Annotated in this window: 24 protein-coding genes; 4 read left to right on the top strand and 20 right to left on the bottom strand. The window is 55.8% G+C overall.

Going from position 1 to position 26,866, the window contains the following annotated elements; genetic code table 11:
- Positions 1 to 67 precede the first annotated feature (67 nt).
- From ND528_RS03690 to puuE, 5 genes are all read right to left on the bottom strand, one after another.
- Positions 68 to 1,381 carry a urate hydroxylase PuuD gene (locus ND528_RS03690; protein WP_016773757.1) on the bottom strand — a complete coding sequence of 438 codons (1,314 nt, stop codon included), beginning with the start codon at positions 1,379 to 1,381 and terminating at the stop codon, positions 68 to 70.
- Between the two features lie 51 nt (positions 1,382 to 1,432).
- Positions 1,433 to 1,936 (bottom strand): ureidoglycolate lyase, encoded by a 504-nt coding sequence (locus tag ND528_RS03685; protein WP_039763801.1) that lies wholly within the window; start codon positions 1,934 to 1,936, stop codon positions 1,433 to 1,435.
- A 119-nt stretch (positions 1,937 to 2,055) separates the two neighbouring features.
- Entirely contained in the window at positions 2,056 to 3,051 is a 996-nt protein-coding gene (gene alc / locus ND528_RS03680; RefSeq protein WP_071171520.1) for an allantoicase, read from the bottom strand.
- Positions 3,052 to 3,138: 87 nt separating this feature from the next.
- Positions 3,139 to 3,654: a 2-oxo-4-hydroxy-4-carboxy-5-ureidoimidazoline decarboxylase gene (uraD, locus tag ND528_RS03675; RefSeq protein ID WP_263469723.1), complete on the bottom strand. Its 516-nt coding sequence runs from the start codon at positions 3,652 to 3,654 to the stop codon at positions 3,139 to 3,141.
- A complete protein-coding gene (puuE, locus tag ND528_RS03670; RefSeq protein WP_024012213.1) occupies positions 3,651 to 4,577 on the bottom strand; it encodes an allantoinase PuuE in 927 nt (308 codons plus the stop codon). The genes uraD and puuE overlap by 4 nt, the downstream gene beginning before the upstream one ends.
- A 420-nt stretch (positions 4,578 to 4,997) precedes the next feature.
- Here puuE and uraH point away from each other — a divergent pair, with 420 nt between their 5' ends.
- Positions 4,998 to 5,351, top strand: coding sequence for a hydroxyisourate hydrolase (gene uraH / locus ND528_RS03665; RefSeq protein WP_137216198.1), 354 nt, complete (start codon positions 4,998 to 5,000; stop codon positions 5,349 to 5,351).
- A 152-nt stretch (positions 5,352 to 5,503) separates the two neighbouring features.
- Here the strand turns inward: uraH and ND528_RS03660 are convergent, their stop codons facing one another.
- The 5 genes from ND528_RS03660 to ND528_RS03640 form a co-directional block, all read right to left on the bottom strand.
- Complete coding sequence (locus tag ND528_RS03660; RefSeq protein ID WP_263469722.1) at positions 5,504 to 7,372, bottom strand: hypothetical protein; 1,869 nt, start codon at positions 7,370 to 7,372, stop codon at positions 5,504 to 5,506.
- 134 nt (positions 7,373 to 7,506) lie between these two features.
- Entirely contained in the window at positions 7,507 to 11,025 is a 3,519-nt protein-coding gene (locus tag ND528_RS03655) for a calcium-binding protein (protein WP_263469721.1), read from the bottom strand.
- A gap of 200 nt (positions 11,026 to 11,225) precedes the next feature.
- Positions 11,226 to 11,855: a LysE family translocator gene (locus tag ND528_RS03650; protein WP_137216201.1), complete on the bottom strand. Its 630-nt coding sequence runs from the start codon at positions 11,853 to 11,855 to the stop codon at positions 11,226 to 11,228.
- Positions 11,856 to 11,940: 85 nt separating this feature from the next.
- The gene (locus ND528_RS03645; protein ID WP_024012217.1) at positions 11,941 to 13,290 is read right to left on the bottom strand and encodes an NCS2 family permease; all 1,350 of its coding nucleotides are present in this window, start codon (positions 13,288 to 13,290) and stop codon (positions 11,941 to 11,943) included.
- Positions 13,291 to 13,588: 298 nt separating this feature from the next.
- Positions 13,589 to 14,035, bottom strand: coding sequence for a MarR family winged helix-turn-helix transcriptional regulator (locus tag ND528_RS03640; RefSeq protein ID WP_263469720.1), 447 nt, complete (start codon positions 14,033 to 14,035; stop codon positions 13,589 to 13,591).
- Positions 14,036 to 14,116: 81 nt separating this feature from the next.
- On the opposite strand from ND528_RS03640, the gene ND528_RS03635 reads away from it, so the two are divergent.
- Entirely contained in the window at positions 14,117 to 15,283 is a 1,167-nt protein-coding gene (locus tag ND528_RS03635; RefSeq protein WP_263469719.1) for an aminotransferase-like domain-containing protein, read from the top strand.
- A 58-nt stretch (positions 15,284 to 15,341) separates the two neighbouring features.
- Here ND528_RS03635 and ND528_RS03630 read toward each other — a convergent pair whose 3' ends face one another.
- From ND528_RS03630 to ND528_RS03590, 9 genes are all read right to left on the bottom strand, one after another.
- The gene (locus ND528_RS03630) at positions 15,342 to 18,887 is read right to left on the bottom strand and encodes a calcium-binding protein (protein ID WP_263469718.1); all 3,546 of its coding nucleotides are present in this window, start codon (positions 18,885 to 18,887) and stop codon (positions 15,342 to 15,344) included.
- Positions 18,888 to 19,304: 417 nt separating this feature from the next.
- Entirely contained in the window at positions 19,305 to 19,676 is a 372-nt protein-coding gene (locus tag ND528_RS03625; RefSeq protein WP_130910492.1) for a glutaredoxin family protein, read from the bottom strand.
- Positions 19,677 to 19,779: 103 nt separating this feature from the next.
- The gene (gene folE, locus ND528_RS03620; protein ID WP_205970537.1) at positions 19,780 to 20,325 is read right to left on the bottom strand and encodes a GTP cyclohydrolase I FolE; all 546 of its coding nucleotides are present in this window, start codon (positions 20,323 to 20,325) and stop codon (positions 19,780 to 19,782) included.
- Positions 20,326 to 20,347: 22 nt separating this feature from the next.
- Positions 20,348 to 21,496 carry a tyrosine-type recombinase/integrase gene (locus ND528_RS03615; protein WP_263469807.1) on the bottom strand — a complete coding sequence of 383 codons (1,149 nt, stop codon included), beginning with the start codon at positions 21,494 to 21,496 and terminating at the stop codon, positions 20,348 to 20,350.
- Entirely contained in the window at positions 21,397 to 22,038 is a 642-nt protein-coding gene (locus ND528_RS28215) for a hypothetical protein (protein WP_263469717.1), read from the bottom strand. Before ND528_RS28215 ends, ND528_RS03615 begins: the two co-directional genes overlap by 100 nt.
- Positions 22,035 to 22,454, bottom strand: coding sequence for a hypothetical protein (locus tag ND528_RS03605; RefSeq protein WP_263469716.1), 420 nt, complete (start codon positions 22,452 to 22,454; stop codon positions 22,035 to 22,037). Before ND528_RS03605 ends, ND528_RS28215 begins: the two co-directional genes overlap by 4 nt.
- Before the next feature lie 59 nt (positions 22,455 to 22,513).
- Entirely contained in the window at positions 22,514 to 22,831 is a 318-nt protein-coding gene (locus ND528_RS03600; protein ID WP_263469715.1) for a pyocin activator PrtN family protein, read from the bottom strand.
- A 158-nt stretch (positions 22,832 to 22,989) separates the two neighbouring features.
- Entirely contained in the window at positions 22,990 to 23,274 is a 285-nt protein-coding gene (locus tag ND528_RS03595) for a phage antirepressor KilAC domain-containing protein (RefSeq protein ID WP_263469714.1), read from the bottom strand.
- A 10-nt stretch (positions 23,275 to 23,284) separates the two neighbouring features.
- Positions 23,285 to 23,875 carry a hypothetical protein gene (locus ND528_RS03590; RefSeq protein ID WP_263469713.1) on the bottom strand — a complete coding sequence of 197 codons (591 nt, stop codon included), beginning with the start codon at positions 23,873 to 23,875 and terminating at the stop codon, positions 23,285 to 23,287.
- Between the two features lie 325 nt (positions 23,876 to 24,200).
- On the opposite strand from ND528_RS03590, the gene ND528_RS03585 reads away from it, so the two are divergent.
- On the top strand, positions 24,201 to 25,505 hold the full coding sequence (locus tag ND528_RS03585; RefSeq protein WP_263469712.1) for a hypothetical protein: 1,305 nt from the start codon (positions 24,201 to 24,203) through the stop codon (positions 25,503 to 25,505).
- A gap of 18 nt (positions 25,506 to 25,523) precedes the next feature.
- On the opposite strand, the gene ND528_RS03580 is transcribed toward ND528_RS03585, so the two are convergent.
- Entirely contained in the window at positions 25,524 to 26,249 is a 726-nt protein-coding gene (locus ND528_RS03580; protein ID WP_263469711.1) for a LexA family protein, read from the bottom strand.
- Positions 26,250 to 26,328: 79 nt separating this feature from the next.
- Here ND528_RS03580 and ND528_RS03575 point away from each other — a divergent pair, with 79 nt between their 5' ends.
- A complete protein-coding gene (locus ND528_RS03575) occupies positions 26,329 to 26,589 on the top strand; it encodes a hypothetical protein (RefSeq protein ID WP_263469710.1) in 261 nt (86 codons plus the stop codon).
- Positions 26,590 to 26,866: the final 277 nt, after the last annotated feature.

Here is a 26,866-nt window from a genome sequence, read left to right as displayed (position 1 = left end):
CAGGCTCGCTCCCACAGGGGCTCAAGGTGTCCTTGTGGGAGCGAGCCTGCTCGCGAAGCTTTTTCGCTTAGTTGGTCTGCGCTCCCTGGGCAATCCAGGCACCGATCAGGTCACGTTCCTGCTGGGTCATCTGGGTGATGTTGCCCAGCGGCATGATCTGCGTGGTGATGGCTTGCGCCTGAATGCGTGCGGCGTTCTGGCGGATCTGCTCGGGGGTGTCGAACATCACACCGGCCGGGGCTGCGCTGAACAACGGGCTGGTCGGCTTGGACGAGTGGCACACCGTGCAACGCTCTTGAATCACGTTGTGCACTTTGTCGAAACCGGGGCCGGCATTCGAGGCTTGCGCGGGTGCCGCCGCAGGGGCGGCGGGTGCCGCAGGTTGCGCCGCTTCGGCCGGTTTCGCGCCACCGCCCAGTGCCGTCTCCGGCAGCGGTTGGTACTCGATTTTCGCCGGTGCCTTGGCCACTTCAGGTGCAGTCGACATCGGCGTCGGGCCGGTGACGTAGGCCAGGCAGATCATGCCCACCGCTGCCACCGGCAGGGTCCAGGCAAACTTGTGGCTGTCGTGACGGGTGTTGAAGTAGTGACGCACCAATACCGCCAACACCGCGATCCCGGCGAGGATCAACCAGTTGTACTGGCTGCCGTAAGTGCTCGGGAAGTGGTTGCTGATCATGATGAACAGCACTGGCAGGGTGAAGTAGTTGTTGTGACGCGAACGCAGCAAGCCTTTGGCCGGCAGGGCCGGATCCGGCGTACGGTTCTCGGCAATCGCAGCAACCAGTGCCCGTTGCGCCGGCATGATGATGCGGAACACGTTGCCGACCATGATGGTGCCGATGATCGCGCCGACGTGCAGGTACGCACCACGACCGCTGAACACTTTGCTGAAGCCATAGGCGGCGGCAATGATCAGCACGAACAGGATGAAACCGAGCAGGGCAGGTTTCTTGCCCAGGGCCGAATCGCAGAGGAAGTCGTAGACGAACCAGCCGACGATCAGCGAGCCGATACCGATGGCCACGCCTTCAGGACCGCTGAGGCCGCTGCCGGGTGCCACGAGGTAGAGCACCGGATTGGAGTAGAACACCACGCACAGCAGCGCGATCCCCGACATCCAGGTGAAGTAGGCTTCCCACTTGAACCAGTGCAGGTTGTCCGGCATGGACGGTGGGGCCAGTTTGTATTTTTCCAGGTGGTAGATGCCGCCGCCGTGGATCGCCCACAGATCACCGGCCAGACCGGTTTTCGGGTTGACGCGGTTGAGGTTGTTCTCCAGCCAGACGAAGTAGAACGACGCGCCGATCCAGGCCACGCCAGTGATCATGTGAACCCAGCGCACGCTCAGGTTCAGCCATTCCAACAGATGTGCTTCCACAGTCTTTACCTCTCGCCTGTCACTCTTGTTGTCGAGTGATCAGACCTTCTCTTATTGGTGGGGGGCGAGGATCAACCGCTCATCCTCTTTGAAAAAATGCTCATCGCAGTTATTGCCTGTGCCACTGCGATCAACCACCAGGAAGTCATCCCGCTTTTCGATCGTCAGCACCGGGTGGTGCCAGACGCCGCGATGGTAATTGATGCCCTGCCTGCCGTTGGTGACGAAGGCGCGGACCAAGCCTGATACAGGTGCATCGCCAACTGGCGCGACCACGATCAGAAAGGGGTTGCCGAGCAGCGGAATGAAAGCCTGGCTGCCCAGCGGATGGCGTTCCAGCATGCAAACGGTCAGCGGCATGTCCTGCGCGTCGGCGCGGAAAATGCTGATGATTGCGTTGTCCTCAGGCGTCGCGGTTTCGACCGTCGCCAGTTTGTGGAAGCGCATGGTCGAACCGTTGTTGATCATGAAGTGATCGCTGCCGTCGGTTTCGATCACGTCACCGAAAGGGGCGAAGGCTTCTTTGGTCAGCGGTTCAATCGTCAATGTGCGCATGCTGTTCTTCTTTTCCGAATTCTGTTTTGTTGGTTCTGACGCTTTCGCGAGCAGGCTCGCTCCCACCTTTGGAATGCTATCCCCTGTGGGAGCGAGCCTGCTCGCGAACGGGTTCAACCTTATTTAGCGACCTTGCCGAGTACACGCAGGCGGCTCACGCCACCATCCGGGAACACGTTCAGGCGGATGTGGGTGATCGGGCCGAGTGCCTTGATCTGCTCGACGAAGGTGTGTTCGGCGTGCATTTCCAGCTTCTGGCTTGGCAGCAGTTCGCGCCAGAACAGTGACTGGGTTTCGATCTGGCTGTCGGTGCCGCCTTTCACGAACGCGCCCTGGATCGAGCAGGTGTCCGGGTAGTTGCCTTTGAAGTGCAGGGTGTCGACGACGATTTTTTCGATCTCGCCCGGATGACCCAGGGCGACGATTACCCAGTCATTGCCCGGCGTGCGACGACGTGCAGTTTCCCAGCCGTCGCCCATGTTGATGCCGCGGCCCGGGTTGAGGATGTTGCTCATGCGGCCGAAGTGTTCGTCGGAGCAGGCGAGGGCGCGGCCACCGTTAAGGGCTGCTGCCAAGTCCACTTGCTCGTTGTCGCCCACAGCGGACCAGTCGCGGAACGGAATGCCGTACACACGCAGACGGGCAACACCGCCGTCCGGGTAGATGTTGAAGCGCAGGTGGCTGAACGCTTTGTCGTTGCTGATTTCGTGGTAGTGGTGGCTGTTGCCCTGCAGCTCGACGGCCGACAGCACTTCGGTCCACTGGGTGTTTTCATCCGGCTCGCCCGAGGCCAGGAAGCACGCTTCCAGCGAGGCCGATGGCGGATAGTTGCCGGTGAAGAATGAAGTGTCGATGTCCACGCCTTTGATCGAGCCCGGTACGCCCAGACGGATCACCGCGCTGTCGTAACCTTCGAAGCGCTTGCGGCGCGACTCCCAGCCGTCCATCCACTTGCCGTTGTCATCGAACACGCCCTCCTTCCATACGGCCGGGGTCGGTTGGAACAGACGATTGGCGTCTGCGAACCAGTCATCGGTGACCGAAATGATCTTGGTGCCCAGACGGGCGTCGGCCAGGTTGACGTATTTTTCGAAAGGTACGGCGTAAGCTTTCATTCTTCTTGTCTGCCTTTGAATTAGTGGCTGGGGATGCTCGCAGGGCCCTGGGCGTTTGCGCGTTCATTCACGCTCGGGCCAGGCTTGCTAAAGAGTCAGTAAACGGAACAGGGCTATCTTGTTGATCTCCGCCAGCGCGCATTTGAACTCGGCTTCCACCGAATTGTTGATGCGCGTTTCGAACGCCGCGAGGATCTGATGCCGGTTGCTGCCTTTTACCGCCATGATGAAGGGAAACTTGAACTTGGCTTTGTAGGCGTCGTTCAGCTCGGTGAAGCGCTGGAACTCTTCGGCCGTGCATTGGTGAATACCGGCGCCAGCCTGTTCATTGGTGCTGGCTTCGGTCAGTTGGCCCTGGACGGCGGCTTTGCCGGCCAGGTCCGGGTGAGCGTTGATCAGGGCCAGCTGGCTGGCATGATCGGCGCTCAACAGGATATCGCTCATGCGCTGGTGCAGGGTTTCGATTTCGTCGATCGAAGCGTCCGCACCGACGTCGTAGGCCTTTTCGGCCACCCATGGCGAATGTTCGTAGATGTCGGCGAAGGCTTTGACGAAAGCGTCGCGGCTCAGGGTCGACGGTTGCAGGGTTTGAAAGCGGCTCATTTTGCAGTCCCTTGGTACGGGTGGGTTTCTTGCCAGTGACGCGCGATGTCGACGCGACGGCTGAACCACACCTGTTCATGACTTTTGGCGTATTCGATAAAGCGCTTGAGCGAAGCGAGGCGACCAGGACGGCCGATCAGGCGGCAGTGCAGACCGATCGAAAGCATTTTCGGCGCCTCGGCACCTTCGGCGTAAAGCACGTCGAACGCGTCTTTGAGGTATTCGAAGAAATCGTCACCCTTGTTGAAACCCTGCACTTGGGTGAAGCGCATGTCGTTGGTGTCGAGGGTGTAGGGGATCACCAGATGCGGCTTGCCGGTCGGGTTGTTCGGCTCCCAGTAGGGCAGGTCGTCGTCGTAGGTGTCGCAGTCGTAGAGGAAACCGCCTTCTTCCATGACCAGGCGACGGGTGTTCGGCCCGGTACGGCCGGTGTACCAGCCCAGCGGACGTTCGCCGGTCAGTTCGGTGAGGATGCGGATCGCTTCGAGCATGTGCTCGCGTTCCTGAGCTTCGTCCATGTACTGGTAGTCGATCCAGCGGTAGCCATGGCTGCAGATTTCATGGCCGGCCTCGACCATCGCACGGATCACGTCCGGGTGACGCTGGGCGGCCATGGCCACGGCGAAGATGGTCAATGGAATGTCGAATTCCTTGAACAGCTTCAGAATCCGCCAGACGCCGGCACGGCTGCCATACTCGTAAAGCGATTCCATGCTCATGTTGCGCGCGCCTTGCAGCGGCTGAGCAGCGACCATTTCGGAGAGGAAGGCTTCGGATTCCTTGTCGCCGTGCAGGATGTTGCGCTCGCCGCCTTCTTCGTAATTGAGCACGAAGGACAGGGCGATCCGGGCATTACCCGGCCAGTGTGGGTGAGGAGGGTTACTGCCGTAACCGATCAGGTCGCGTGGGTAGTCAGCGCTCACTGCAGTCTTCCTTCTTGTACGTTGACAGATTGGTGTGGCGGCCTGGCAGGCTGGCGTCACAGCGATGGGCTGATTGTATACAACTTTATTTACATTTTGTAAGCCTGAATTTTCGCATTTTTCACCGGCTTTCATCTTTTGCTGCTAACGGTTCAAGCCTGCAAGAAACCTGCCTGACCAGTCAGCTAATGAATAGAAGGTTCAATGATCAGGCGCTTTGCTGGTTGATCGGCGATAAACGCCCGGATGGCGGGGGTGAGGCGAAAAATGTCGTTTTTATTGTGTACAATTTTTTTAAAAAGTGTCTTAATTAGTCGCTCGCCGCAGCGTTTCGTGCTCCGAAACGGTGCGGTCTCCTTTTCAACTGACTTCGGGAGGCGCGAAGTCTGACCGCTTGTTGCGGCCAGGCGCGCAGAATCAATGGGACGTTTGACAACACACGTTTTGGACGCTGCACACGGTTGCCCGGGCAGCTCGATCAAGGTCGAGCTGTACCGCGTTGAAGGCTCGCAGCTGGAATTGGTCGCCAGTGCGACAACCAACAGCGATGGCCGGGTCGATGCGCCGTTGCTGCAGGGCGATGATTACCGCAGCGGGGTTTATCAGGTGCAGTTCCATGCCGGCGATTACTACCGCGCCCGTGGCGTGCAACTGCCCGAGCCGGCCTTCCTGGACGTGGTGGTGCTGCGCTTCGGCATCAGCGCCGAGCAGGAGCACTATCACGTGCCCCTGCTGATTTCGCCTTACAGCTATTCCACCTATCGGGGCAGCTGACCCCCAAGCAGCTGCCCCCACCGGGAAGCGACTGCGCATATAGCTTCTTTGGTCTTTCGCCCGCTCACACTGCGGGCTTTTTTTATGCGTTTTTTTACCTACCGATCAATTGTGAACGCAGAGTCTGCGATCACGACGCTCGGGGGTGACCTTTAGCGCTCGCGAACGATGAACACCGAGTCGGGAACGCCGTCGACCTTCAGCACACCGCCGAGCAGCCAGGTCAGTTTTTTTTGTGCCGCGGCTTCGGTCAGGGCCTCAAAGGCTTCGGGGCCAACTCTGGCGGGAAGACCGGGCTGCGTCAATTCATCGGCCGGCGTAGGGGAAAGGTCTGAATGATCGACGGCGCCCTTCAGCAAGAACACCCGGTCATTTTGAGCACCCTTGAATACCAGCGTCGGCGCGCCGCGTTCGTGCGGCACTGGATAGATGTCATACCCGCTGCGCCTCAGCAGCGCGCTGAGCAGGCGCTGCAGGTTCAGCTCTGTCGGGTCGGTCGTGTAGTGATGCCATTCAACCGGCGATCCCTGCGGATCGAACGTCAGCCGCAGCAACTCGGCGTCAGTCTGCGAGGGCAATCGAATCAGTCGTTTTCCAGCGCGCTCGGTATAAGGTGCCACCGCCAGCATGCTCACCGGGTCGGCGAACTCTGTGGCGTTGGCAAACGCAGGGTACTTCCATTGATTCAGAATGGTGTGAATGTTGACCAGCCCGGTACCAGTGATGGTTGAAGAATTGTCAGCAGTTTCGTACATCCTTATTGCCACCGCTCGCGCGGTGAGGTCGGACAAGCCGGGAAACATTTGCCTGACGGTTGCCCATAAGGGCTGTTGGAAAAGAAGGTCACCGGGATGAACTTCTCCCGGGTTGACGCCAAATCGATACGCCGCCACCGGTTGCAGGTGGGGCGCGGTTTGCAGCATGTTTTCGAAGGAGTTGAAGTCGGTTGGCATGAACTCGGGGTTAAGAACGAAAAAGATCTGCGGTGCCTTATTGGAGCCTACTGGCACAATGGGATAGTGCAGATGGCCCATTTGCACCGATGCCACTGGTGGGGTGTTCAACAGACCCCAGCGAATCCATGCAAGCTTAGCCTCTTCGTCCTGTGTGCCAGACGACGCTTGGGTTGGCTCTTCAACTCTTGCCCGCTTGCTTGGGCCGGCTATTGCTTCGGTGGGCTCAGCGCTGGCGGGATGGCCGGCATTCGCGGTCTCGGTCGATGCAGTGTGCAAGGTTTTCCGTCGCCAGAAGACCGTTCCGTAAATCTGTTCAAAAAATATCTCCGGCGCCTCACTCGTTGATGCAAATGCTTGCTGATATTCGCCGTTTTGGTTTTTGCGAACCATGACCGTGCCGTCAACCGTAGTGACGAAAGTCTGCTTGAGCTTGTTGTACCGCACTCCATTGGTGTCCATCTCAGCCGCAGTCAGTCTTTTTGCATCTTCGATGGAAATGTACGTCGGGGTTTGCGCCGCAGCGGATGTCTCACCCTGTTCGGGCGATGTTTGCCAGCCCGGACGCTGAATGCGCCAACTCGCCTGGCCGTCGATCTTCGCCAGCAGGGGGCCGGGAACGCCTGGCGCAAAAGTCAACGGCACGTAATATCGGCCTTGCTGATTCCGCTCGACAACAAAAAGGCCCTCGTCTGCGATTTGCGCATAAATGCGTTGATCAGGCCCGGTAAACAAGCCCGTGTTTTCCCCAAAAGGAGTCAACTCGTCGCGGCGACTCTGGGGCCAGGCGATCGCCCGGTTAGCGGCGTCAGGGGACGTGACAGCTCTGTCAGGCATCGGGGTCACAACCACAGCCGCCTGGCGAGTCTCCGGACCTTGTGTGGTTTGCGTGACTTGCGCAACCGTGGAGCCGGGGCGAGACAAAAAAGCATCAACCGTTGCCGTTATGGCGCGGCTGGAGGTTGTCTCTACGGTTCGTGTGGTTGTGGTTGTGGATGTCGTTGTCGTTGTGGTTGCAGATATATCGGTTATTGGGGGTGTTGCGAATTTCTTGGGCGGTTTGGCCATTGGAAAAACTCGTGTAAATGAAGGCGTGAAGCGCCAGGAGGCGCCCCAATGCCAAGTGAGCACAGGCGTTCACAGGCGGAGAGACCCGGCTGCGAAAACCTCGGAGTAATCGATGACGTCGGCCTGATGCCGATTCAGGCCGCAGTCATCGACGGTTGTGGTTTGAAGAGATCGGGGCGCAAATGGACGCACTGGTGCAGAACCCACAGTTCTGATGACTCGATGCGCGACCTGTCCTTGCTCAGCACCCACCCGTACGCAGGGAATTTGTAATTCACTGCCTGCCCGTCGGCGGCCGCGACGATATGTCGGCCGCGCAGCTCCTCGTTTGCCAGGGCGAGCAGTGCTTCGGGCAATACTCTGGATGCGTCGGGCTCGGTAAAAAAACGGCCGTCAAGTCCATCCAGGTAGACCCGGTCGAAAGACAGGTCGACGGTATGCACAACCCCGTACTCGGTAATCACCTGAATCTGGTCGATCAGGTCTTCACTTCCATAAACGGGCAAGTGGATAACGCAGGTACCGATACGCAACTGGTTATTTTCCAGGGTGATATCGACCTTGCCGAGTTTCGTCGCGTCCAGCTCCCAGGTGGATGAACGAGGCAGTCGGATTTCAGCCGTGGCCAGAGCGCCGGGTGTCGAGAGCCTGATTATCATGTCGGCCGCCAGATGCATGAGATAGGTCGCGCCGTGGCCCTCGAAACATTCCATCGCAGTCTGGCCAGAGTAGGAGAACAGCTGCGCACATTCGGAGTGCGCGCTCATGTTGTGAGCTTCGTTTTCCGGCAGGTCGTAGAAGTAGTCGCCTTTGCGCATCGTCAATGGCAGCGGAGCTTCCTGAACCCATTTTGTGAAAGCATGGTGTTGGTAGGTCTGGCCCTCTGGTATCACATGGCTCTGCGACGAAAGAGTCGCATTGGCAGCGACCCCGTCGCTGAAGACAAGCAGATATCGCTGATTCGGGGTGCAAGCCATGGTGCGCAGGATTTTTTCCATGTTCATGGGGTCGCTACCGCCCCTGGCGAAGGAAAAATTGGCCAGGCCCAAGGTTTTTGCACCGAAGTGATAAACCAGATTGCATCCGGCCACCAGATCGTTTTTGGCATCCGACTGGCGTGCTGAATAATGCTCTTCGACTTTCGTCAGTTCATTGCTGGCATAGTCAAGATAAAGTCTGGTCACTGCGTCATCGCGTTTCACCGAATAGAAATCGATGCTCTTCGCGGAGCGAGGAATGTAGTAACTGTGATTATTCTGATCATTGATCAGATAATGCGAGTCAAAAAGAATGGTTGCTTTTGGCGGGTTCCCATGTTTGATGACCGTTATCTCGATATCGACGGGGTCATCGCTTTCAATTTGTTCGGGAAGTATTGGCTGGAGATAGAAAGCATCACGGGTGATGAACGTCAGCAATTTGTTCTTCAGCTGATATTGGGCGAGCTCTTGTTTGTATACGCCGTCAATGGTGACGATGTTTTGCGGGGTATCGAAGAAGTCGAATTTTGAGGTAATGACCAGCGAGCCCTTGTCGATACTCCAGCTTTCGATCAAATCCTTGTTCCAGTTCAACATAATGAAAGACTGATCATTGCCATCTTCATCAATAGAGAAACGACCGCTTTGATGCTCAATGAAATACTCGTCGATACCCGCTTCTCCCGAAGCAGTTGCACCGCGGTGCAGCAGGTAAATCTGGTCGTCGCCTGCACCGGCCTTGATTGTGTCGTAACCGCGTGACTTGATGACGTTACGGTCGTCGGTGCCTGTGACAATGCTGGCGGCAGAGTCCACGGTCTCAACGTTCTCGATACTTTCGATCAAACTGTGAAAAGAGTATCTGACGCCGTCTTCAGCGCTGATATCCGGCTGCATTGTATGCAGCGTACCTGCGGGCAAGTCGACGTCGAAGCCGATGTCGGGTCTGCGCGGATTATGCAGGATGCCGCCGAGCGTCAGCGTGTCGTTACCTGCTCCACCCCTGAGCGTGGAATGCTCGGCTACGTCTGCTGGCTGGCGGAGCAGATCCGCAGCTCCCTCGAAGACGAAGCGGTCATCGCTGGTGCCTCCCGTCAGTTCCTTTCTTCCGGACCTGTAATGGAAACTGTTGGGTTTGTTTTCGACCCCACGAATCGAGTCGCGCCCGTCGCCTATAAGCCACAGAACACCCTTGTTCTGCGCCGTAATACCGAGCTCGGCGCCGGGAGTGTCAGAATTGACGCCGGCGCGGGCGTCAATCGAGTCATCGCCGCCCTTGATCACCGGGACATTGATCCATTCCCAGGCATCCTGTTTGGTCCACCAGTTACGCTTCCACACCCGTGTTGGCTTGAGCTGAACGTCAACCGTGCCGTTGACGATGGCTTCGATACTGTCCTTGAGCGCGCCATCGAGCAATTTCCTGGCGGTTTCCTTTGCCTGCCGAGTGTGCTGGATCATGGCTGTCGCCCGAGAGTAGCGATCCTGAATATCCTCGTCGAGATCCATCATGCAGAACGAAAACCAGCCCGAGCGCCAGCGCTCATCGACACTCAGCTCGATGTAGTCATCAATCTCGTCAACGATTCTCACGGCCCCGTAGATTTGTGAACCGATCGCCAGAATGGCGCCGGCTGCGAGTCCGGCAGGGCCCGCGAAGGCGAATCCGGCCATCGCCGCCGCGCCCAGAATGATCGTCATGGCTGCACTCGCAACGCTGAGACCGGCGCTCACATAGTGATCCATGGCCTCCTTGCCGGTTGCGTTTTCGGCGGCGTTCAACGATCTGACTGCGGTGAAGATGTCGAAGGGCAAGGTAAACGCGCCGCCAATCAGGCCTCCGGAGCGCCCGAGCCTGACGGCAAATCGGGTTTTGGCAAAGTCGCGGTAGGCGTTCTGGCCTGCATTGAGCATTTGAGTAGCGATACGGTTAACCGCCACATCACTTGCAATGGAGGCGCCCTCCGAAGCAATACCGACACTGTTTATCGCCACCTCGGTTTTATTGTCGGCCTTGATGGCATCAACGATCCCGCGCAGGCCCATGAAGATGCCAAATCCCTGAATACCCACACTTGAGCCGAGTGTGGTGTAACTCTTGATCGCTGCTACCCAGCGCGGGTGGTGTTTTGGCAATCGTGCGTGACGCAGGTCGAGTTTTTGCGCCGAGTTCAAAAGCTTTGCCAGTTTTGTTCGGTATGGAAATTGATCCGTGTCGCTCGGCGCGGGATCGCGAATGAGAGGCGGGGCGGTCAACGGTCGCCGGCTGGCCATTTCGAACAGCAGCGTGGACAGTAAATAACTGTCCCGCCCCGTATAGGAAGTTATATAGCGCTCTATATTCGGAGCGCTGAACTGCAAAGTATTGATGAACGAGTGGCGCGGACGCCGAAAGAACGTATTTTTACCGTTTAGCGGTTGGCCATCGAAGGTCGCCCCGAGCGCGTTCAGCGACACTCGTGTTATTGAAACTTCACCCAGTTGCAAAGGCCCGAACAGATCGTCTACAAGTTTCAGTTGAGTTGCTGCAGTGGCCGAAATGTCGATGGTCGAATCCGTGTGGGCATTGGTTGCGAAAACCATGTCAGTGATCACGGCTCGGTCGCCGCGGGGATTATTGTTCGGCTCTGGTACGGAAGTGAGGATGATTGATTTTTTAATAAGACTGGCCATTTGAACATCCTTGTTCTGGCGTGAAATCATTTAAGCAGATGCGGATCTTACGGCGAAGTTTGATGGGCTGTATATCGCAGGGTTGTTGCGGTGTATTGCGTGTCGTTGATCAACTTGTCTGAAAGTTGCTGGAGCATAAAAGCCAGCCTTTTTCGAATCCATTCGATCGGGATGGCTTGATATGGAGATCGCAGTACCGATCAGTGACTGCTCAGTAGAGAAGCCGCGCCGGCCCCGCCGAACAGACCTGCACTGATGCGGTTGAACCAGCTCTGGCCCTTGCCGCTACGCAGATAGCGGGCGGCACCGTGCGCGCCCAGACCGTAAGCCAGTTTGCAGCACAGATCGAGCGCCACCCAGGTCACGATCATGATCAGCAGTTGCGGCAAAAACGGCTGGTTGGCGCTGAGGAACTGCGGCAGAAACGCGGCGAAGAACAGGATGTCCTTCGGATTGCTTGCGCCCAATACGAAGGCGCGCCCGAACAGCGTACGGAAGCGCGGTACCGGGGCAGCTTGCGGCACTTCGGCGCCCACCGACGGCTGGCGCGATTGCTGCCAGCTCTGCCAGGCGAGATAGAACAGGTACAGCGCGCCGACGATTTTCAGTGCGCTGAACAACTGTTCAGAGGCCAGCAGTAACGCGCCAAGCCCCAGTGCCGAAGCGCTGAGCAGGCAGATCGAGGCGATCACACCGCCCAGGAAAGCGGGGTACGAGCGGCGCAAACCGTAATTAAGACTGTTGCTGATCATCAGCAACGACAGTGGCCCCGGGATCAGGATCACCACCAGTGCGGCGCCACTGAACAGCAGCCAGGTTTCCAGACTCATCGCTTTGCTCCTTTGTTGTTATCGAGATGCACAAAAGCCCCACCCGTAAGGGTGAGGCTGGTTTGAAACCTGAACCGCGCAGCGCTTACAGGAAGATGAACTTGGCGATGAAAATCGCGCAGAGCACCCACAGGCTGACGGAGATTTCCTTGTACTTGCCGGTGCCGGCCTTCAACGCCACGTAGGTGATGAAGCCCAGCGCGATGCCGTCGGCAACCGAAAAGGTCAGCGGCATCATGATCGCCGTGACGATTGCCGGAATGGCGTCGGTCGCTTCGTCCCATTCGATGTGGGCCATGCCACCCATCATCAGCATTGCCACATAAATCAGTGCACCTGCGGTGGCGTAGGCGGGAATCATGCCAGCCAGCGGGGCGAAAAACATTGCCGCTATAAATAGCACACCCACGGTAACGGCGGTAAGACCAGTCCGACCACCAGCGGCCACGCCAGCGGCGCTTTCCACGTAACTCGTCACCGGAGGCACGCCGACCACGGCGCCGAATACGCTGGATGCGCTGTCGGCCTTCATGGCTCGGGAAAGGTTCTCGATGCGACCGTCCGCGGCGACGAGATTGGCGCGCTGGGCCACGCCCATCAACGTACCCGCCGTGTCGAACATATGCACGAAAAGGAAGGCCAGCACGACGCTGATCATGCTGACGTTGAACACGCCAGCGACGTTCATCGCCATCCAGGTCGGCGCCAGGCTCGGTGGGGCAGACATGATGCCCTCATAGTGCACCAGGCCCAGACCCCAACCGGCGAGAGTGACGGTGATGATGCTGATCAGGATTGCACCGAAGACGCGGTGGTAACTGAGGATCGCGATCATCAAAAAGCAGATCGCGGCGAGCAGCGGGCCAGGTTCACGCAGCGAGCCGAGTTTGATCAGCGTCGCCGGGCTGTCGACGACGATACCGGCAGTCTTCAGCCCGATCAGGCCCAGGAACAGACCGACACCGGCGCCCATCGCAAAACGCAGGCTGACCGGAATGCTGTTGAGCAGCCACTCGCGAATCCGTGAAAAGGTCAGGAACATGAACAGCACGCCCGAAACGAACACTGCGCCGAGCGCGGTTTCCCAGTTGTAGCCCATGGTGCCGACCACGGTGTAGGTGAAGAACGCATTGAGGCCCATGCCGGGTGCGAGGCCGACCGGCCAGTTGGCGTAGAGCCCCATCAACAGGCAGCCCAATGCGGCAGCGATGCAGGTGGCGACGAACGCCGCACCGTGATCGATACCAGCGTCGGCCATGATGTTCGGGTTGACGAAAATGATGTAAGCCATGGTGATGAAGGTTGTCAGACCGGCAATCAGCTCGGTCTTCACCGTGGTGCCATGCAAGCTGAGTTTGAACAGACGCTCCAGCAGGCCATTGCGTAATGGCGGCGTGAGCTCGAGCGGCGGTGCTTCGGATTTGCGGCTTTCCACAGCGAGTACTCCTCAAGAGTTTTATTGTTATTTCCAGGGCCGGACCCATGAGGGGTGGCAGCGGCCCTTTGAGGCATACGCGAATTTGTTGACCGTATAGTCAGGAACTCGCACGCAGTGGATTATGCTTTTGTGTACAAATAAAGCAAATATTGTTTTTTGTTTTGTTTCCGAAAATTCCGTCGATAGTGATATATCACTTTGAGGATCCCATCGCTGGCAAGCCAGCTCCCACAGGTTTTGTGGACATCCACAGATCATTGTGGGAGCTGGCTTGCCAGCGATGAGGCCCGAATAGTCAATCGAGATGTGTCTGACCGTTCCCGAGCGCCAAATTCACCGCCAGCCAGCCATTCACCGCCGCTTCCCCAGCCTCGGCAAACACCCGCTCAAGCAATTTCACCTGCTCACGCCGCAACGCTTGCTCGAACTTCGCGCCTTCCGCCGTCAGCTCCAGCAGACGCTTACGCTTGTCCGTCTGCGAAGCGACGCTGTCGACCAAGTGCATTTCCTGCAACTGGCGCAGGGGCATGTTCAACGCTTGTTTGCTCACGCCGAGCAGGGCCAGCAGCTCTTTCACGCTCAGGTTCGGATAGCGCGCGATGAAAAACACGATGCGCTGATGCACCCGTGAAAGGCCGCGGCGCTCGAGCATTTCATCGGCCTTGGCGGTGAACGCCTGATAGCCGAAGAAAAACGCTTCCATGGCCTGTTGCTGAATGGACGGGTTTTTAAGGTCAAGCATGTTGACGTACTCGCTCAGGCTGTTGTAGTTTCAGTCAACCAGTTTGACTCATTTTTCGCATCCCTCGCTACGGTGACCTCCATGGCTTTTTCCGAACGTGTCTCGCGCCTGAAAAGTTCTTTGATCCGAGAAATCCTTGCCGCCGCTCAGCGTCCGGAGGTGATGTCATTCGCCGGCGGTCTGCCTGCTGAAGCAATGCTGCCCAAAGTGCAATGGGCCGAGATGCCGTTATCCCTTGGCCAGTACGGTATGAGCGAAGGCGAGACGGCTTTGCGCGAGGCCTTGGCGGCAGAGGCGAGGGCGCTCGGTCTCAACTGTGAGGCGAGTCAGGTACTGGTGGTCAGCGGCTCCCAGCAAACCCTGGATCTGGCCGCCAAGCTCTACATCGACAAGGGCACGGAGATTCTGCTGGAGGCGCCAACTTATCTGGCCGCGTTGCAAATCTTCCAGCTGTTCGGCGCCGATTGCCTGACTGTGCCGCAGGAAGCCGACGGCCCCAACCTGGCGCAATTGCGCAGTCGGCTGGAACAGCATCACCCAGCCTTCATCTACCTGATACCGACTTTCCAGAATCCCTCTGCGGTGCGCTATAGCGAGGCCAAGCGCGCAGCGGTCGCCGCATTGCTCGACGAATTCGGCGTCACCCTTATCGAAGACGAGCCGTACCGCGAACTGACCTTCGATGGCGGCAGTGCCAAACCGATTGCCGCGCGATTGAAGAAAACCAGCTGGATCTACACCGGCACCGTGTCGAAAACCTTGCTCCCTGGCTTGCGTGTCGGTTATCTGATTGCCAGTGCGGATCTGTTTGCGCATCTGCTCAAACTCAAGCAATCGGCGGATCTGCACACCAATCGCATCGGTCAGTGGCAGACGCTGCAATGGATCGGCACAGAGCAATATCAACAGCACTTGGGCCAACTGCGGGATTTCTATCGGCAGCGTCGCGATGCTTTTCAGTCAGCGCTGGAAAGACATTTTGCTGATCTGGCGGACTGGAACATGCCGCAGGGTGGACTGTTTTTCTGGCTGACGCTGAAGCAGCCGCTGGATACGCGAACATTGCTCAACGAGGCGTTGGCCAATGACGTAGCGTTCATGCCGGGCGAGCCGTTCTTTCCAGAGCCGGACAACCATCACGGGCATTTGCGTTTGAATTTCAGCCACATTGATCCGGTGCGGCTGGACGAAGGGTTGAAGCGCTTGGCCGCCGTGGTGCGGCAGGCGAATCTGGAGAACGTGGCCTGAAAACAACAAACCGGCCCGAGGGCCGGTTTGTTCAGCACTGATGCCGATTGGCCAGCGGTCAATTATCGGGGAAGTCTAATGGTGGCGCCGGTGGTTTCCTGTGATCGCAGAGGTTCAGTACCAGTTGCGAATAAGATATTTCTCGAGATTTGTTATTGTCCAGAATCCACTTGCGGTTCGTGAGGTTGTATTTCAACCTGCCTCTAGTGCCGTCGGCCATTGCAATATTGCGTACGTACAGATCGCGTTGAGCAATCGCAGAAAACTCTTCGGGCAGCTCTGCGGTAGTAGGCGGCTCAAAGAATGAGGCGTCGAGGCTGTCGACATAAACCCGATCGAACGCCAGATCCACGGTATGTACCACACCTTTTGGCCCTATGACGAAAATCTGATCGATGAGATCGTCAGGGCCGTACTCGGGCAAATGAATTGTGACCGTTCCGATGTACAGCTTGTTTCCGGCCAGCTCGATTGCGAAGTTTTTGATCTGGGTGGCATCGATCTGCCACGTGGACGAATTGTTCAATCGAACTTTCGCAGTTGCCAAACCGTCTGGAGTGGAGATACGCAACACTCTGTTCTCAAGCAAATGCACTAAATAGATACCACCTGTACCTTCAAGGGAGTCGATGGCAATTTGTTCGGCTACAGGCTGCACATTGACACAACTTTCGCGAAGGTCCAGTTCCTTGGGGAGTGTGAAGGGGATTTCAAAAACTGCATCGGGGTTTGTCTTGAGCGGAAAGTCCAGAGTGTGACTGGTCAGCGTATTGGCGGTCACGCTGTGCTCGTAGTGTGTCGGAGGCACGGCGTACTTCTCTTCAAGAGTGAGTCTATGGGATATGCCATCACGAAATATCAGAATATAGCCATGGGTGGAGACGTTGGCGGCAGCGCTCTTCAGGGCAGCATCCAGCGTTGTTTCTGCGTGCTGGCTGACGCCTGCAATCTGCAACAGGCTCTCGCCGAAGTAGAACAGAAAATCGCAAGAGACATTGACCTTGTTCTTGTCTGCCGCTTCATTCATCAAGATCGACGGAGTCGTGGCAAAGGCAACATGTGCACTGGTCATCTCGGCATAGTCGTAATCAAGAAAGATGCGGGTGCCGTAATTGGGGTGGGAGAGTCTGCCTGTTATGAATCGAGTGCTCTGGTTGTAACGCTGAACATAGTAATGGGTGTTCTTGTGGGTGGGTACCTCGCAGTCACTCGAGTGGACAATAGTCATTGGTCCAGGGTATCCGTCCTTGATCTTGTATGTGTTTACCCTGAGCGGATTGTCATGTTCGATAGTTTCAGGCAAGTCCGGTCTCAGTTGATAATGATCCCCGGTAATGATGGTAAATTTGTCATTGTGCAAAACTCGACGGCCATCCTCGACTTTATATATGTTCTCAAGGGCTATGGTGCTTGTACGGCCGTATGGAAAGTCAAAGTTCAATGTGACCACCAGCCGACACTCGTTCACTTCCCATTTTTCGATCTGGTCCATTCGCCAGCCCAGCGAAATTTCACTTTCATCTGCACCATCTTCCGAGATGATGACCGAGCCCTCCGCCAATTCCACATGGTAGTAATCCACTCCAGATTCCCCCGATGCCTTGGCGTTTGCGTTGTACAGATAAATCAAGTCGTTACCGGCACCGGCATCGATAATGTCCGCCCCCCTTGACTTGATCACATTGGAGGCCCCGGTGCCTGTGACGACAGTTCTTCCCCCTTGCAACGTCTGCAGGTTTTCAATGCTTTCGAGCAGTGCCTTGAAAGAGTACGTCTCGCCATCCACCACAGACGGGTCCCGATTCGGCGTGTAGATTTGCAAGGTTCCTGCCGCAAGATCGATGTCGTAGCCGCGGCCAGTGATCGGATGCCACTGTGTGCCTTCCATTATCAAGGTGTCGTTGCCGGTGCCACCTTTCAGTCGGGAAAACTCACTGCTTGCAATGTGTCTTACCAAGTCGTCCGCTGCATTCTGGACAATGAACTTGTCGTCTTTATCACCTCCGGTAATGTTCTTTATTCCTTCGGTGTAATAAAAATCATTGGGCTTTGCCTTGACGCCAGTGATCGTGTCTTTACCACTGCCCAACATCCATCGAATGCCTTTGTTTTCTCCTGCCGTCCCCAATATGGCGCCGGGTGTCTGAGCCGTTACCCCGTCCCGAGCATCAATCGTGTCGTCAAGCCCGACCACTTCGGGAACATAAACAATTGGCATGGTTTCCACCCCCCACCAATGCTTCACATGCTGGCGTGTTTTCTTCATGCGGTGTTCATAGCTTCCGTGCACGATGGCTTCGGGGGTGCCTTTGCGCGTATCTTCGAGCAGCTTTTTCGCGTTTATTTGCAGTTGTCTGGCGGTTTCGATCTTGGCTTTGGCCAGTTCGTAGCGGTTCTTGATGTCCTGGTCTATGTCCATGAACGGTACGAAGGAAAACCATCCGGTGCGCCACCGCTCTTCAACGGTGAGTTCAATATAGTCATCGATTTCATCGACCATGCGGACGGCACCGTAGACTTGAGATCCTAACGCCATCATCGCACCCGCCGCGAGGCCGACCGGACCGGCGAAGGAGAAACCCGCCATTGCAGCGCTGCCGAGAATGACGGTCATGGCGGCACTGGCGATGTTCAAACCGAAACTGACGTAATGATCCATGGCTTCTTTGCCGGTTGTATTGCTGGCGGCATTGAATTCTTTGACGGCGCCGATGATGTCGAACGGCAACGTGATTGCACCGCCGATAAGCCCGCCCGAACGACTGAGGCGCAGCCCGGTGCGGGTTTTGGTGAAATCCTTCATTGCGCCACCGGCTTTTTCGATCATGTTCTGACCGCATTTGGTGATGGCTACGTCTGTGACGATCGACACTCCCTCCGAGCCGAGCGCAAGGCTGTTGAAGAGGATTTCAGTCTTGTCATCCTTCTTCACGGCGTCGTGAATCCCACGGATTCCCATGAAGATGCCGAACGCCTGAATGCCGACACTGGCGCCGACCATGGAGTTGTTCTTGACGATGAGCCAGCTCGGATTCTTGCGCTTGGTTGAATAGGTCAAGCGTATATCCAGGGTCTGGGCCGATCTCAACAGGCGAGTCATTTTTTTCGCGTATCCGCTGTCCTCGACGCTTGTCCCGATCTCCTCTCTGAGGACCGGCGGGGCAGTTGCCGGTCGCAGATTGGCAAGTTCGAACAGAAATGAAGGAAGCAGATAATCGTCACCGAAAGTCGAGACCTTCATGCGCTTTTCGATTTCGGCATAACTGAGCTGCAGAGAGTTGGTGAAAGATCGCCTGGGTATGCGGAACTGAGTGTTATGGCCGGTAAGCGGCTGGCCATCAATCGTCGCTCCCAGGGCGTCCAGAGCTCGGCGTGTTACGGTGTACGAACCTATCTTGAGCGGGCCGTACAGATCGTCGAGCATCTTGAGTTGGCCCGGCTTTCGCTGGCCGGAAGAGGTAGACGTTTTTCCTGACTTGTCATCCTCTATCGCTTCAAAATCTATTGTTGTAGCCGTACGTTCAACAGGTTGCGTGCCGATGTACGATACCACCATGGTGTCGTCGTCGGCATAGGTGTTGTTGGCTACAAAGGGTGTGGACATTAGAACTTCCTTGTTCGGTTTCATTGATACTTGCGCAGCGGTGTTCTGAAAGAAATAGCACTTTCTTTAATGCGGGCAAGAACTTGTTGTATTGAGGCTTGATATTAAGGCTATGTTCAAGCTCGCGGTTTTCAGTACGACATGCTCATTACTTGCAGCAGTGGTCATACATGCTGAAATCTGGAGTTGACATCACTTCGCTCTGGCGAATCCATTGCCGTTGATTGTGCACCGGTTGGGTTGGGCACAGTGTCGAATTTTTATAACAGCAAGTTAAATCTCATAAAAGGTTTGGCGGGCCGTAAGTCGGTAATTCGTGATGTCAGTAACCTTCTGCAAAAAAAAACCGGCTCGAGGGCCGGTTTATTTTAAATTCGGATTTGAAGCGAGTTGATATTTTTTATCGCTGCACCAACATCACACCGCAGCAAATCGCCTATCCAGATAATCGATAATCGCTTTCGATTCATACATCCAGACAGTCTGCCCATTTTCTTCAATGCGCAGGCAAGGCACTTTGATCCTGCCGCCCTGGTTCAGTAAAGTCTGGCGATCCTGCTCGTTGTTCTTCGCGTCTTTCAGAGCCACTGGCACATTCAAGCGATGCAGTGCACGGCGGGTTTTCACGCAGAACGGGCACGCGTGAAACTGATACAGCGTCAGATCTTTCGCGGCAGCGTCTACCTGAGCCTGAGCGGCGGCGGGGCGTTTTTTCTTGCCCGGGCGGGTGATGAAGTCGATGAAGATAACCAGTTGGCCGAGGCCGACACGAAGCGCTTTGACGAACACGTTGAAAGCCTCACGGTGCTAATAAAGAAAGGCGCGCAGCTTACCCGATTTTTCACGGGCGAAAAAAAACCGGCGATCAACGCCGGCTCTTTTCTGTTGCGAATTACTTGATGAGGCTGAGAAATTCGCTACGGGTTGCTGCGTTTTCGCGGAATTCCCCGAGCATCACCGAAGTGATCATCGACGAATTCTGTTTTTCGACACCGCGCATCATCATGCACATGTGCTTGGCTTCGATCACCACGGCCACGCCCAGCGCGCCGGTGACTTGCTGCACCGCATCGGCAATCTGACGGCTGAGGTTTTCCTGAATCTGCAGGCGCCGCGCGTACATATCGACGATCCGCGCGACTTTCGACAGGCCCAGCACTTTGCCGCTCGGAATGTAGGCAACATGCGCCTTGCCGATGAACGGCAGCAGGTGGTGTTCGCACAACGAATACAGCTCGATGTCCTTGACCAGCACCATTTCGCTGTTGTCGGAGCTGAACAGGGCACCATTGGTGACCTCTTCGAGCGTCTGTGCATAACCGCGGCAGAGGTACTGCATGGCTTTGGCGGCACGCTTTGGCGTGTCGAGCAGGCCCTCGCGGGACACGTCCTCGCCCAATTGGCCGAGAATCGCGGTGTAGTTCTGTTCCAGTGTCACAGGGGCTGATTCCATAAGGGTTTCAGAGGGGTACTGTTTCTGCCTGTACCAATTTTGTACCAATCAAGCTGTTTTCAAGCTTCCCGAGCTCACCCCAGTCGGTGCTGGAGTTTATCCATCGGGCGTATGTCGATAGCAACATCTGAACGCTATGACCGAGTTGAGTGGCAATAAACGCAGGGTTCATACCCGCCATGAGGCACATGGTAGCGTATGTGTGTCGGCAGTTGTATTGCCGACGGGCGCGAATCCCCAATTCAGTCAATGCAGCCTGGAAGTGTTTGTCGGTCACGCTCGATTGCTGGATGAACTCAAAGTTCTTGGTGGGCGGGAACACATAGGTCGATTCGGTGCGTTTGCGCCGGCTTGGCAAAGCACGTTGCTTCGCCAACAGTTCGGCCTGCTCGATGGCGTGCAGGGCTCTGCTGTTGAGCATGACCTGGCGTCCGTTGCGGGTTTTGGTTCGCTCTTCGATCTTGTAGTCCGCGACGATCCGACACACGTTGGCCAGTCGCTTTTTCTTGTCGACCTCTTCCCAGCGCAGCGCCGCGATCTCGCTGGGGCGCATGCCGGTGTAGAAGGCGAACTCGAAGTACGCCGCGTAGATCCGCATCGAATGGGTCAGCGTCTTATATAAGTGATCAATGATCTGGTTGGCCTCGCCAACCGTGAACGGATCGATGGGCTTTTTGGCCTTTACCGGCAGCTCGATGGACTCCACGGGGTTACGGTTGATCAGGCCGTCTTTCACTGCGGTACCGAACACTGTGGTCAAGCGCTGGATCGCCGCGCGCTTCACACCCGGCGTAGGCCATTCGGTATTGGCCACAACCTTGCGCAGCATCACCGATGTGATGCTGTCGATGGGCAGCATTGCCAGATACGGCATCCAGTACAGATTGAGCGAGCCGAGGTAGTTCTTGCGTGTCCCGGCCACGATCTCGCGACTGTTTAGCCACTCCTGGGCGTACTCCCCGAAACGGGGAGTCGCCGAGTAGTTGGCATAGGTGGAGTTTGGGAACAGTTCGGCGTAGCGCTGATCATCCAGCACGCCGTGTTTGATCAGGCTGGTTACGTTAGCGCGTAGGTCGGCGGCAGCCTTAATCCCCTTCGGCGTTTGGGGATAGGGGAGGGTTTCGCAACGGCGTTGCCCGTTCCAGGTGAAGCGAATGCGGACGGACTGTCCAGCAAATTCAACTCCGGTGGGCAATCCCATTGGCTCTCGAGCCATGCTTCGTATCTCCTTAGGCTGTAATAGATGCGGCTGTCGATGCTGTTCCAGACCCCTTTGGGGATAACGCCTCTGGCGCGCTTGCCTTGTAATGCCCGGCGGGTGGTGCCGACCAATTCGGCCATCTTGTCTTCTGGAATCTTGTCGAGGTGGTAGGTCGGCAGCGATAGCTCTGCCACCTCATCACACTGCGTATACCCCTCGACAAGCTGCGCGGGCGAGCGTTTTTGAGCGATAAGCGCTGCACTGTGGGGGGCTGCCTCGCGCAGCTTTTGGTGGGGGGTAGATGCCTCTATCGCGGCTTGAGGAAAAGCATTAATGCCTGCTGCTGCGCAGCAGAGACTGTTTATTTCGTGGGTGTCGACTCGCGTGTCGTCGCAGAGCAAAGCGGTCGACATTCGTGCTCGTACGCGAGATTGTTCGCCGCATTGCTCTGAGATCCGATAATGAGTTGGTCCGAAGTAGGAGAGCGTGCCGTTCATGCGGCTTCTCCTTCCGTGGCATCCTGCAGACGGTCGGCCATGGCCATTGCTCGGTCGTGCAAGGCTCTGGTTTCATGCTCCAGGTTTTTCCCGGTACGAAATGCGGCAAAAGTCTCGGCTGCGATCCGAAGCTTTTCAGCAATGTCGAGCAGCGTTTGGCGTTCGGTTTCGCCGAATGCCGATACACGCTGCAAGCGTTTGCTGAGTTGCGCCAAACGGGTGTGGTCAGCCTTGATGAAGTCGAGGGATGCCCTCAGTTCGCCAATGGTTTTGGCGTTTTCGGCGCGCTCGGTATTCTTGCCATCTTCCCGGCCTTCATATCGACCATCAGCTATGCCGTTGCGATAACCAATCCAGTAGAGAAGGATTGCCCCAATAATTAGGCCTATTAGTGCGCAGATCTGAATTGCGGTCATGTGGTGTGCTCCTGGTGTTGTGATTGGCTGGTGGTGGCAGCCGTTCGGATTTGTGGGGGTTACTCGCTGGTGTCGTCCTGCTGTCGCTGCATATCTTCGTCGGCCTTGTAGGCGCGGATGTCGATCAGGGAAGCGACGTGGCGGATGTGTGCGTACTTCGGTGCCTTGCGGCTGGTGTCCAGTGTGGTGATGGGGAGCTGGATGCGGCCGCTGCTGATCTCGGCCACGAACGATTGCTCGTTGAGGTTGCGGAAGTACTGCTCGCGCACTTTGTCGAGCGGGATCAGGACGTCGCCGAATATGCGGTAAAGCAATTCGACGGTGGCTGATTCCGGCGCCGGGTGCAGGCGCAGCGGGTTTTGTGCTGTGTTACTCATGGTTTTGTTGGGCCTCCTTGCGTTGTTTTCTGGCCGGGTGGTTCCAGGCGTTCAGGCAATGCGTTCTGGTCAGCTCGCGCAGATGTTCGGGCACTTCGAGGAGCGCGGCGTTGCGCTCCTCTCGTGTCCGCATGGCGATGATCTGGCGGGCGTATTCCCTAGGCCACGTCACGGCTGTCTGCCGGGATTGCAGGCAGATCGATATCCAACTGTTCTGCTAGCCAGCGGATGCCAGGTTGTTTCACCTTGGTCGACTGGCTGTACTGCATGCCGAGTTGATCGTGGTACCACTGGCCGTCCTTGATGCGCAGATAGTCGCGGTCACGGTTGGGGTAGGCCGGTAGGTTCCGCTCGTTGAGCAGACCTTTTTCACGCATGCGTGCGATGAGCTTCGGACGAGTCAGGCCGAGGTGGATTGCGGCTTGGGCGAGGGTGCGTTCCATGGTGTGCCCCTCATGCCGCGTGCGCAGCTGGTGTTGCCGCTGCTGCAAGGTGGTTGATGGACTCGCTGACTTTGCCGTAGATCTCGACATCGCTGCCGTACACGGTGAAGCAACGGGTGTGCGGGCTTTTGTTACCGATGCTCAGGATGGTGGTGACACCTGATCGAGATTGAGTGCGGTGCAGCGCGACAATTAGCGGGTAGTCGAAACCCATGTCGAGGTTAAGCACGCCGCCGGTGCGCACCAGCTCGAACACCCGCTGCTTATCCGATACCTCAAAGCGGCCGTATTCGCGGCTGGCGTGAGGGCGATGCAGCAGGTCGCTGGTGTTGCTCGCATCCAACGGGCCGTTGGCGATCTCTTCGATGAAGTCGGCCAGCTTGAGGTGCATCTTCTTTTCGTTCGGCAGGGTCAGTGTGTGGCGTTCGCTGCCCAGCTCCACGACGAAGGTGCTTTCTGAGATGCCACGTTCGACCTTGAGGCGAAACGCCAGGCACTCGCGCCTAGGCGCAGTCCGCAGGACGTGGTTGAAGGTCTCGGTCAGATTGACCTGGGCGTTCAGCAACTGCAGGGTGCGGTTGTCGATTTTGTACTTGGTCATGCTGCTCGCCCTCCACCGTTCGGATCGAATTGAGTGGAAGCAGTGCGAGCTTGCTGTTTAGGTTTGCTGGAGACAAACGAGCAGCCGCTCTCGCGTGCTAGGCGGCGGATCTCGAAGATACGGGAGGGGTCGGCAGCGGCCGGATGGACGTGCAAGGTTGCTGTGGTGTGCATGGTTTTGCCTCGCTCTGTGGTGGAAGAGTGAGGCGAATATCAACCATTGGTTGTTTTTAGTCAACATAGCCAATGATTTATTTTGCTGGCCACGCGCTATTATGCCATCTGCTGTGAATAATCAAAAATCGTGGCACAAAGGAGCCCGTGTTATGACAAATGAAACCTCAATCACCGCCGAACCACCACCGTGGTATCTCCCTACAGACGAACTGGAGGCAGTGGTTTCCGAGCTTGAGGCCCGTTGTAAAGCCTCCGATATCGACTTTGAGATCGACTATGATGGTGATGGCGATTCGATTTTCAATATTGGTTTTAAGTCCGGGAGAGCTAGAAGAGTTTTAAGTATCTGGGATCAGAATGAACTGAAAGATTTAATAGAACTAGACTTTGAAAATTATGTATTCTTAGACGGTTGGCAGGCCTTGTGTAATTACAAGGCAGGTACCATTGAGGCACTGCTTACAGTACCCGGAGGTCCAAATTCTCCTTTTGAAATTTTTAGGCGTTTATTTGGAATGATGCCTAGAGATACCGGAGCTACAAATGCGAAAATAGTCGTGGGTCCAGAAAGTGAGGGAGGGCCTACGTTAAAATTAAGTAAGGTATCGAAATTGATGAGAGCACTTGCGGAGGGTACAAGTCCGGCGTCTGTATCTTTAGAGATATCTGGGGTAAAAGTTAATGGGCATGACGATGCTCTTGGTTTGCTTATGAAAATATCAAATTCATTTTTGTTTCAGTTGGATTTGATTTCGGATATTCCATTCGTAGTTCGAAGACAAAGTGTGCCGAGACGTCGAGCTAAGGTAGCATATGATTGGGCCGCTCCTGATTTAAAGTTTCCCTCTAGTGAGTTTGAGTCAGCCCCCTTATCTCTTTATTGGTATGGTCGCGGTGCTAAGGGCATGCCATTGTTGCAATATTTGGCTTTCTATCAAGTTATTGAATTTTATTTCCCAAGATTTTCTCAATCAGAAGCGCACAGAAAGCTAAAGGCAGTGTTGAAACATCCAACGTTTCGTGGGGATAAAGATACCGATGTCGCGAAGTTGCTCAATGCTATTTACATTAGCAGAAACGGCGCGTATGGGGATGAAAGGTCCCAGTTGCGAGCAACTTTGGATGAGTGTATTTTTGCGGACGACTTGAGGCGGTTTATCGATGAGGATGAAGAAAGAGTTAACTTTTTCTCAGTGAAAAACAAAAATTCTCCCTATCAAAAAATAAACTCGAAAAGCGACGATGCAGATCTTTGCGCGGATGTTTCCCGTCGTATATACGAGATTCGATGCAAAATTGTACATACCAAGGCGGACTTGCGAGATCAAGATGTTGAGTTGCTGTTGCCGTTTTCGAAAGAAGCGGATCAGTTGGAGTTTGATATAGAACTTGTTCGATATGTTGCGCAGCAGGTTTTGATTGCTGGTAGTAATGCAGTTTCGAAAATGTGGTAGTGGAATTTTGTGTGGGTTTTATTCAGGCATAAAGGAGCCCACCACTTTGCCGCAGATATGTGTTTCTTCTGTTATTTCTATAATGGGATACTGTGGGTTAATTGGACGTAAGTATTGCCGCCCTGCATCCTCTACCAAAATTTTAAATGTGGCTTCATTGGTACGTGGAACTCGTGCGATCACCCGGTCCCCTGTTTTTGTTTCAGCCTCCGGGTCGACGAAAATTATGCATCCGGCTGGATAACTCCGGCCTGGGCCAGGGTTTGTCATCGAATCACCGAGAACTTTTAACGCATATCCTTGGCTGCTGATCGGTACTGGACACGATAGCCACATATCGGGATCGTGCGCCTCAAAGTTTAAAATAGCCTCACACCAAGCGCCCGCTTGTACCCAAGAGATCAAAGGTACTTTTCCGAAGCGATGATGCATTCTTCTGACGTTGCTAACATTAGAGGTTTCGCGATTATCTCTTTCTTCATTCTCTTTCTTCGGCATGACTCCGTATTCTAACCACTCCCGCCGTACCTTCAGCCAACGGCAAAGTTCAACCATGCTATCCGCCTCAGCTATGGCTTCTCCATTCAGCCACTTACTAATGGCTTGGGTTGTTTTGATAACCCCGACGCTTTTCAGATGACGATGTATGTCCACTCCGCGACCGCGGCTTCGTACGCCGGCATCGTTAAGGGCTTCGTGTAGGCGCTCGCTGAAAGCTGCGCGGAGAGAATTTTTATCAACCATGGGTTGAGAGTCTCATAAAGGTTGCGCAATAGTCAGTTGATCTATAACATCAACCGTAAGTTGATAAATGGAGGTTTTCATGTTGGACCCCGCAGATTTTCCGAGCGCGATTGCGTTCGCGTTTGAAGCCGTAGGCGGCATCGGGGCCGCTGCGAAGGTATGCAATAGGAGCTACCAAGCACTGAACAAATGGCGTCAGGCGGCATGCCTACCGCGAACGGATTACACAGGTGAAACCAAATATGCCGATTTGTTAGCGACTGCTGCTAAGCAGAAGGGCAACGTATTCCAAGCAGCTTGGTTGTTGAACGCTTCGGCTCCTCAAAAGGCTGCAGCGTAGTTAGAAAAAAGGCGACCCAAAGGTCGCCCAGTTCCTCCCGGCACGCACCACCACAGCGCTGTCGGGTCGCGATAAAGATAGGCGGGCACACCACATGCAACCACCTCTCTTTATCGCGCTTTTCCAAGGCTCGGAAGCCTTGGTGTTGCTGCCTTTTCCACCACAGATTGGGCAGCTGTTGCGCCAGGGGTGAACAACGGATTGCTCGCCCCGGCACGGTGCCGGTATCGATCCCTAAGATCTAGCCGGCGTTTGGGCCTCTTAAAGCCACGCGGCA

Origin of the sequence: Pseudomonas mercuritolerans (genome assembly GCF_025706525.1) — a bacterium.
Taxonomy (GTDB): Bacteria; Pseudomonadota; Gammaproteobacteria; order Pseudomonadales; family Pseudomonadaceae; genus Aquipseudomonas; species Aquipseudomonas mercuritolerans.
Note: the sequence above shows the minus strand (reverse complement) of the source record. Positions and strands in the feature narration are given on the sequence as shown.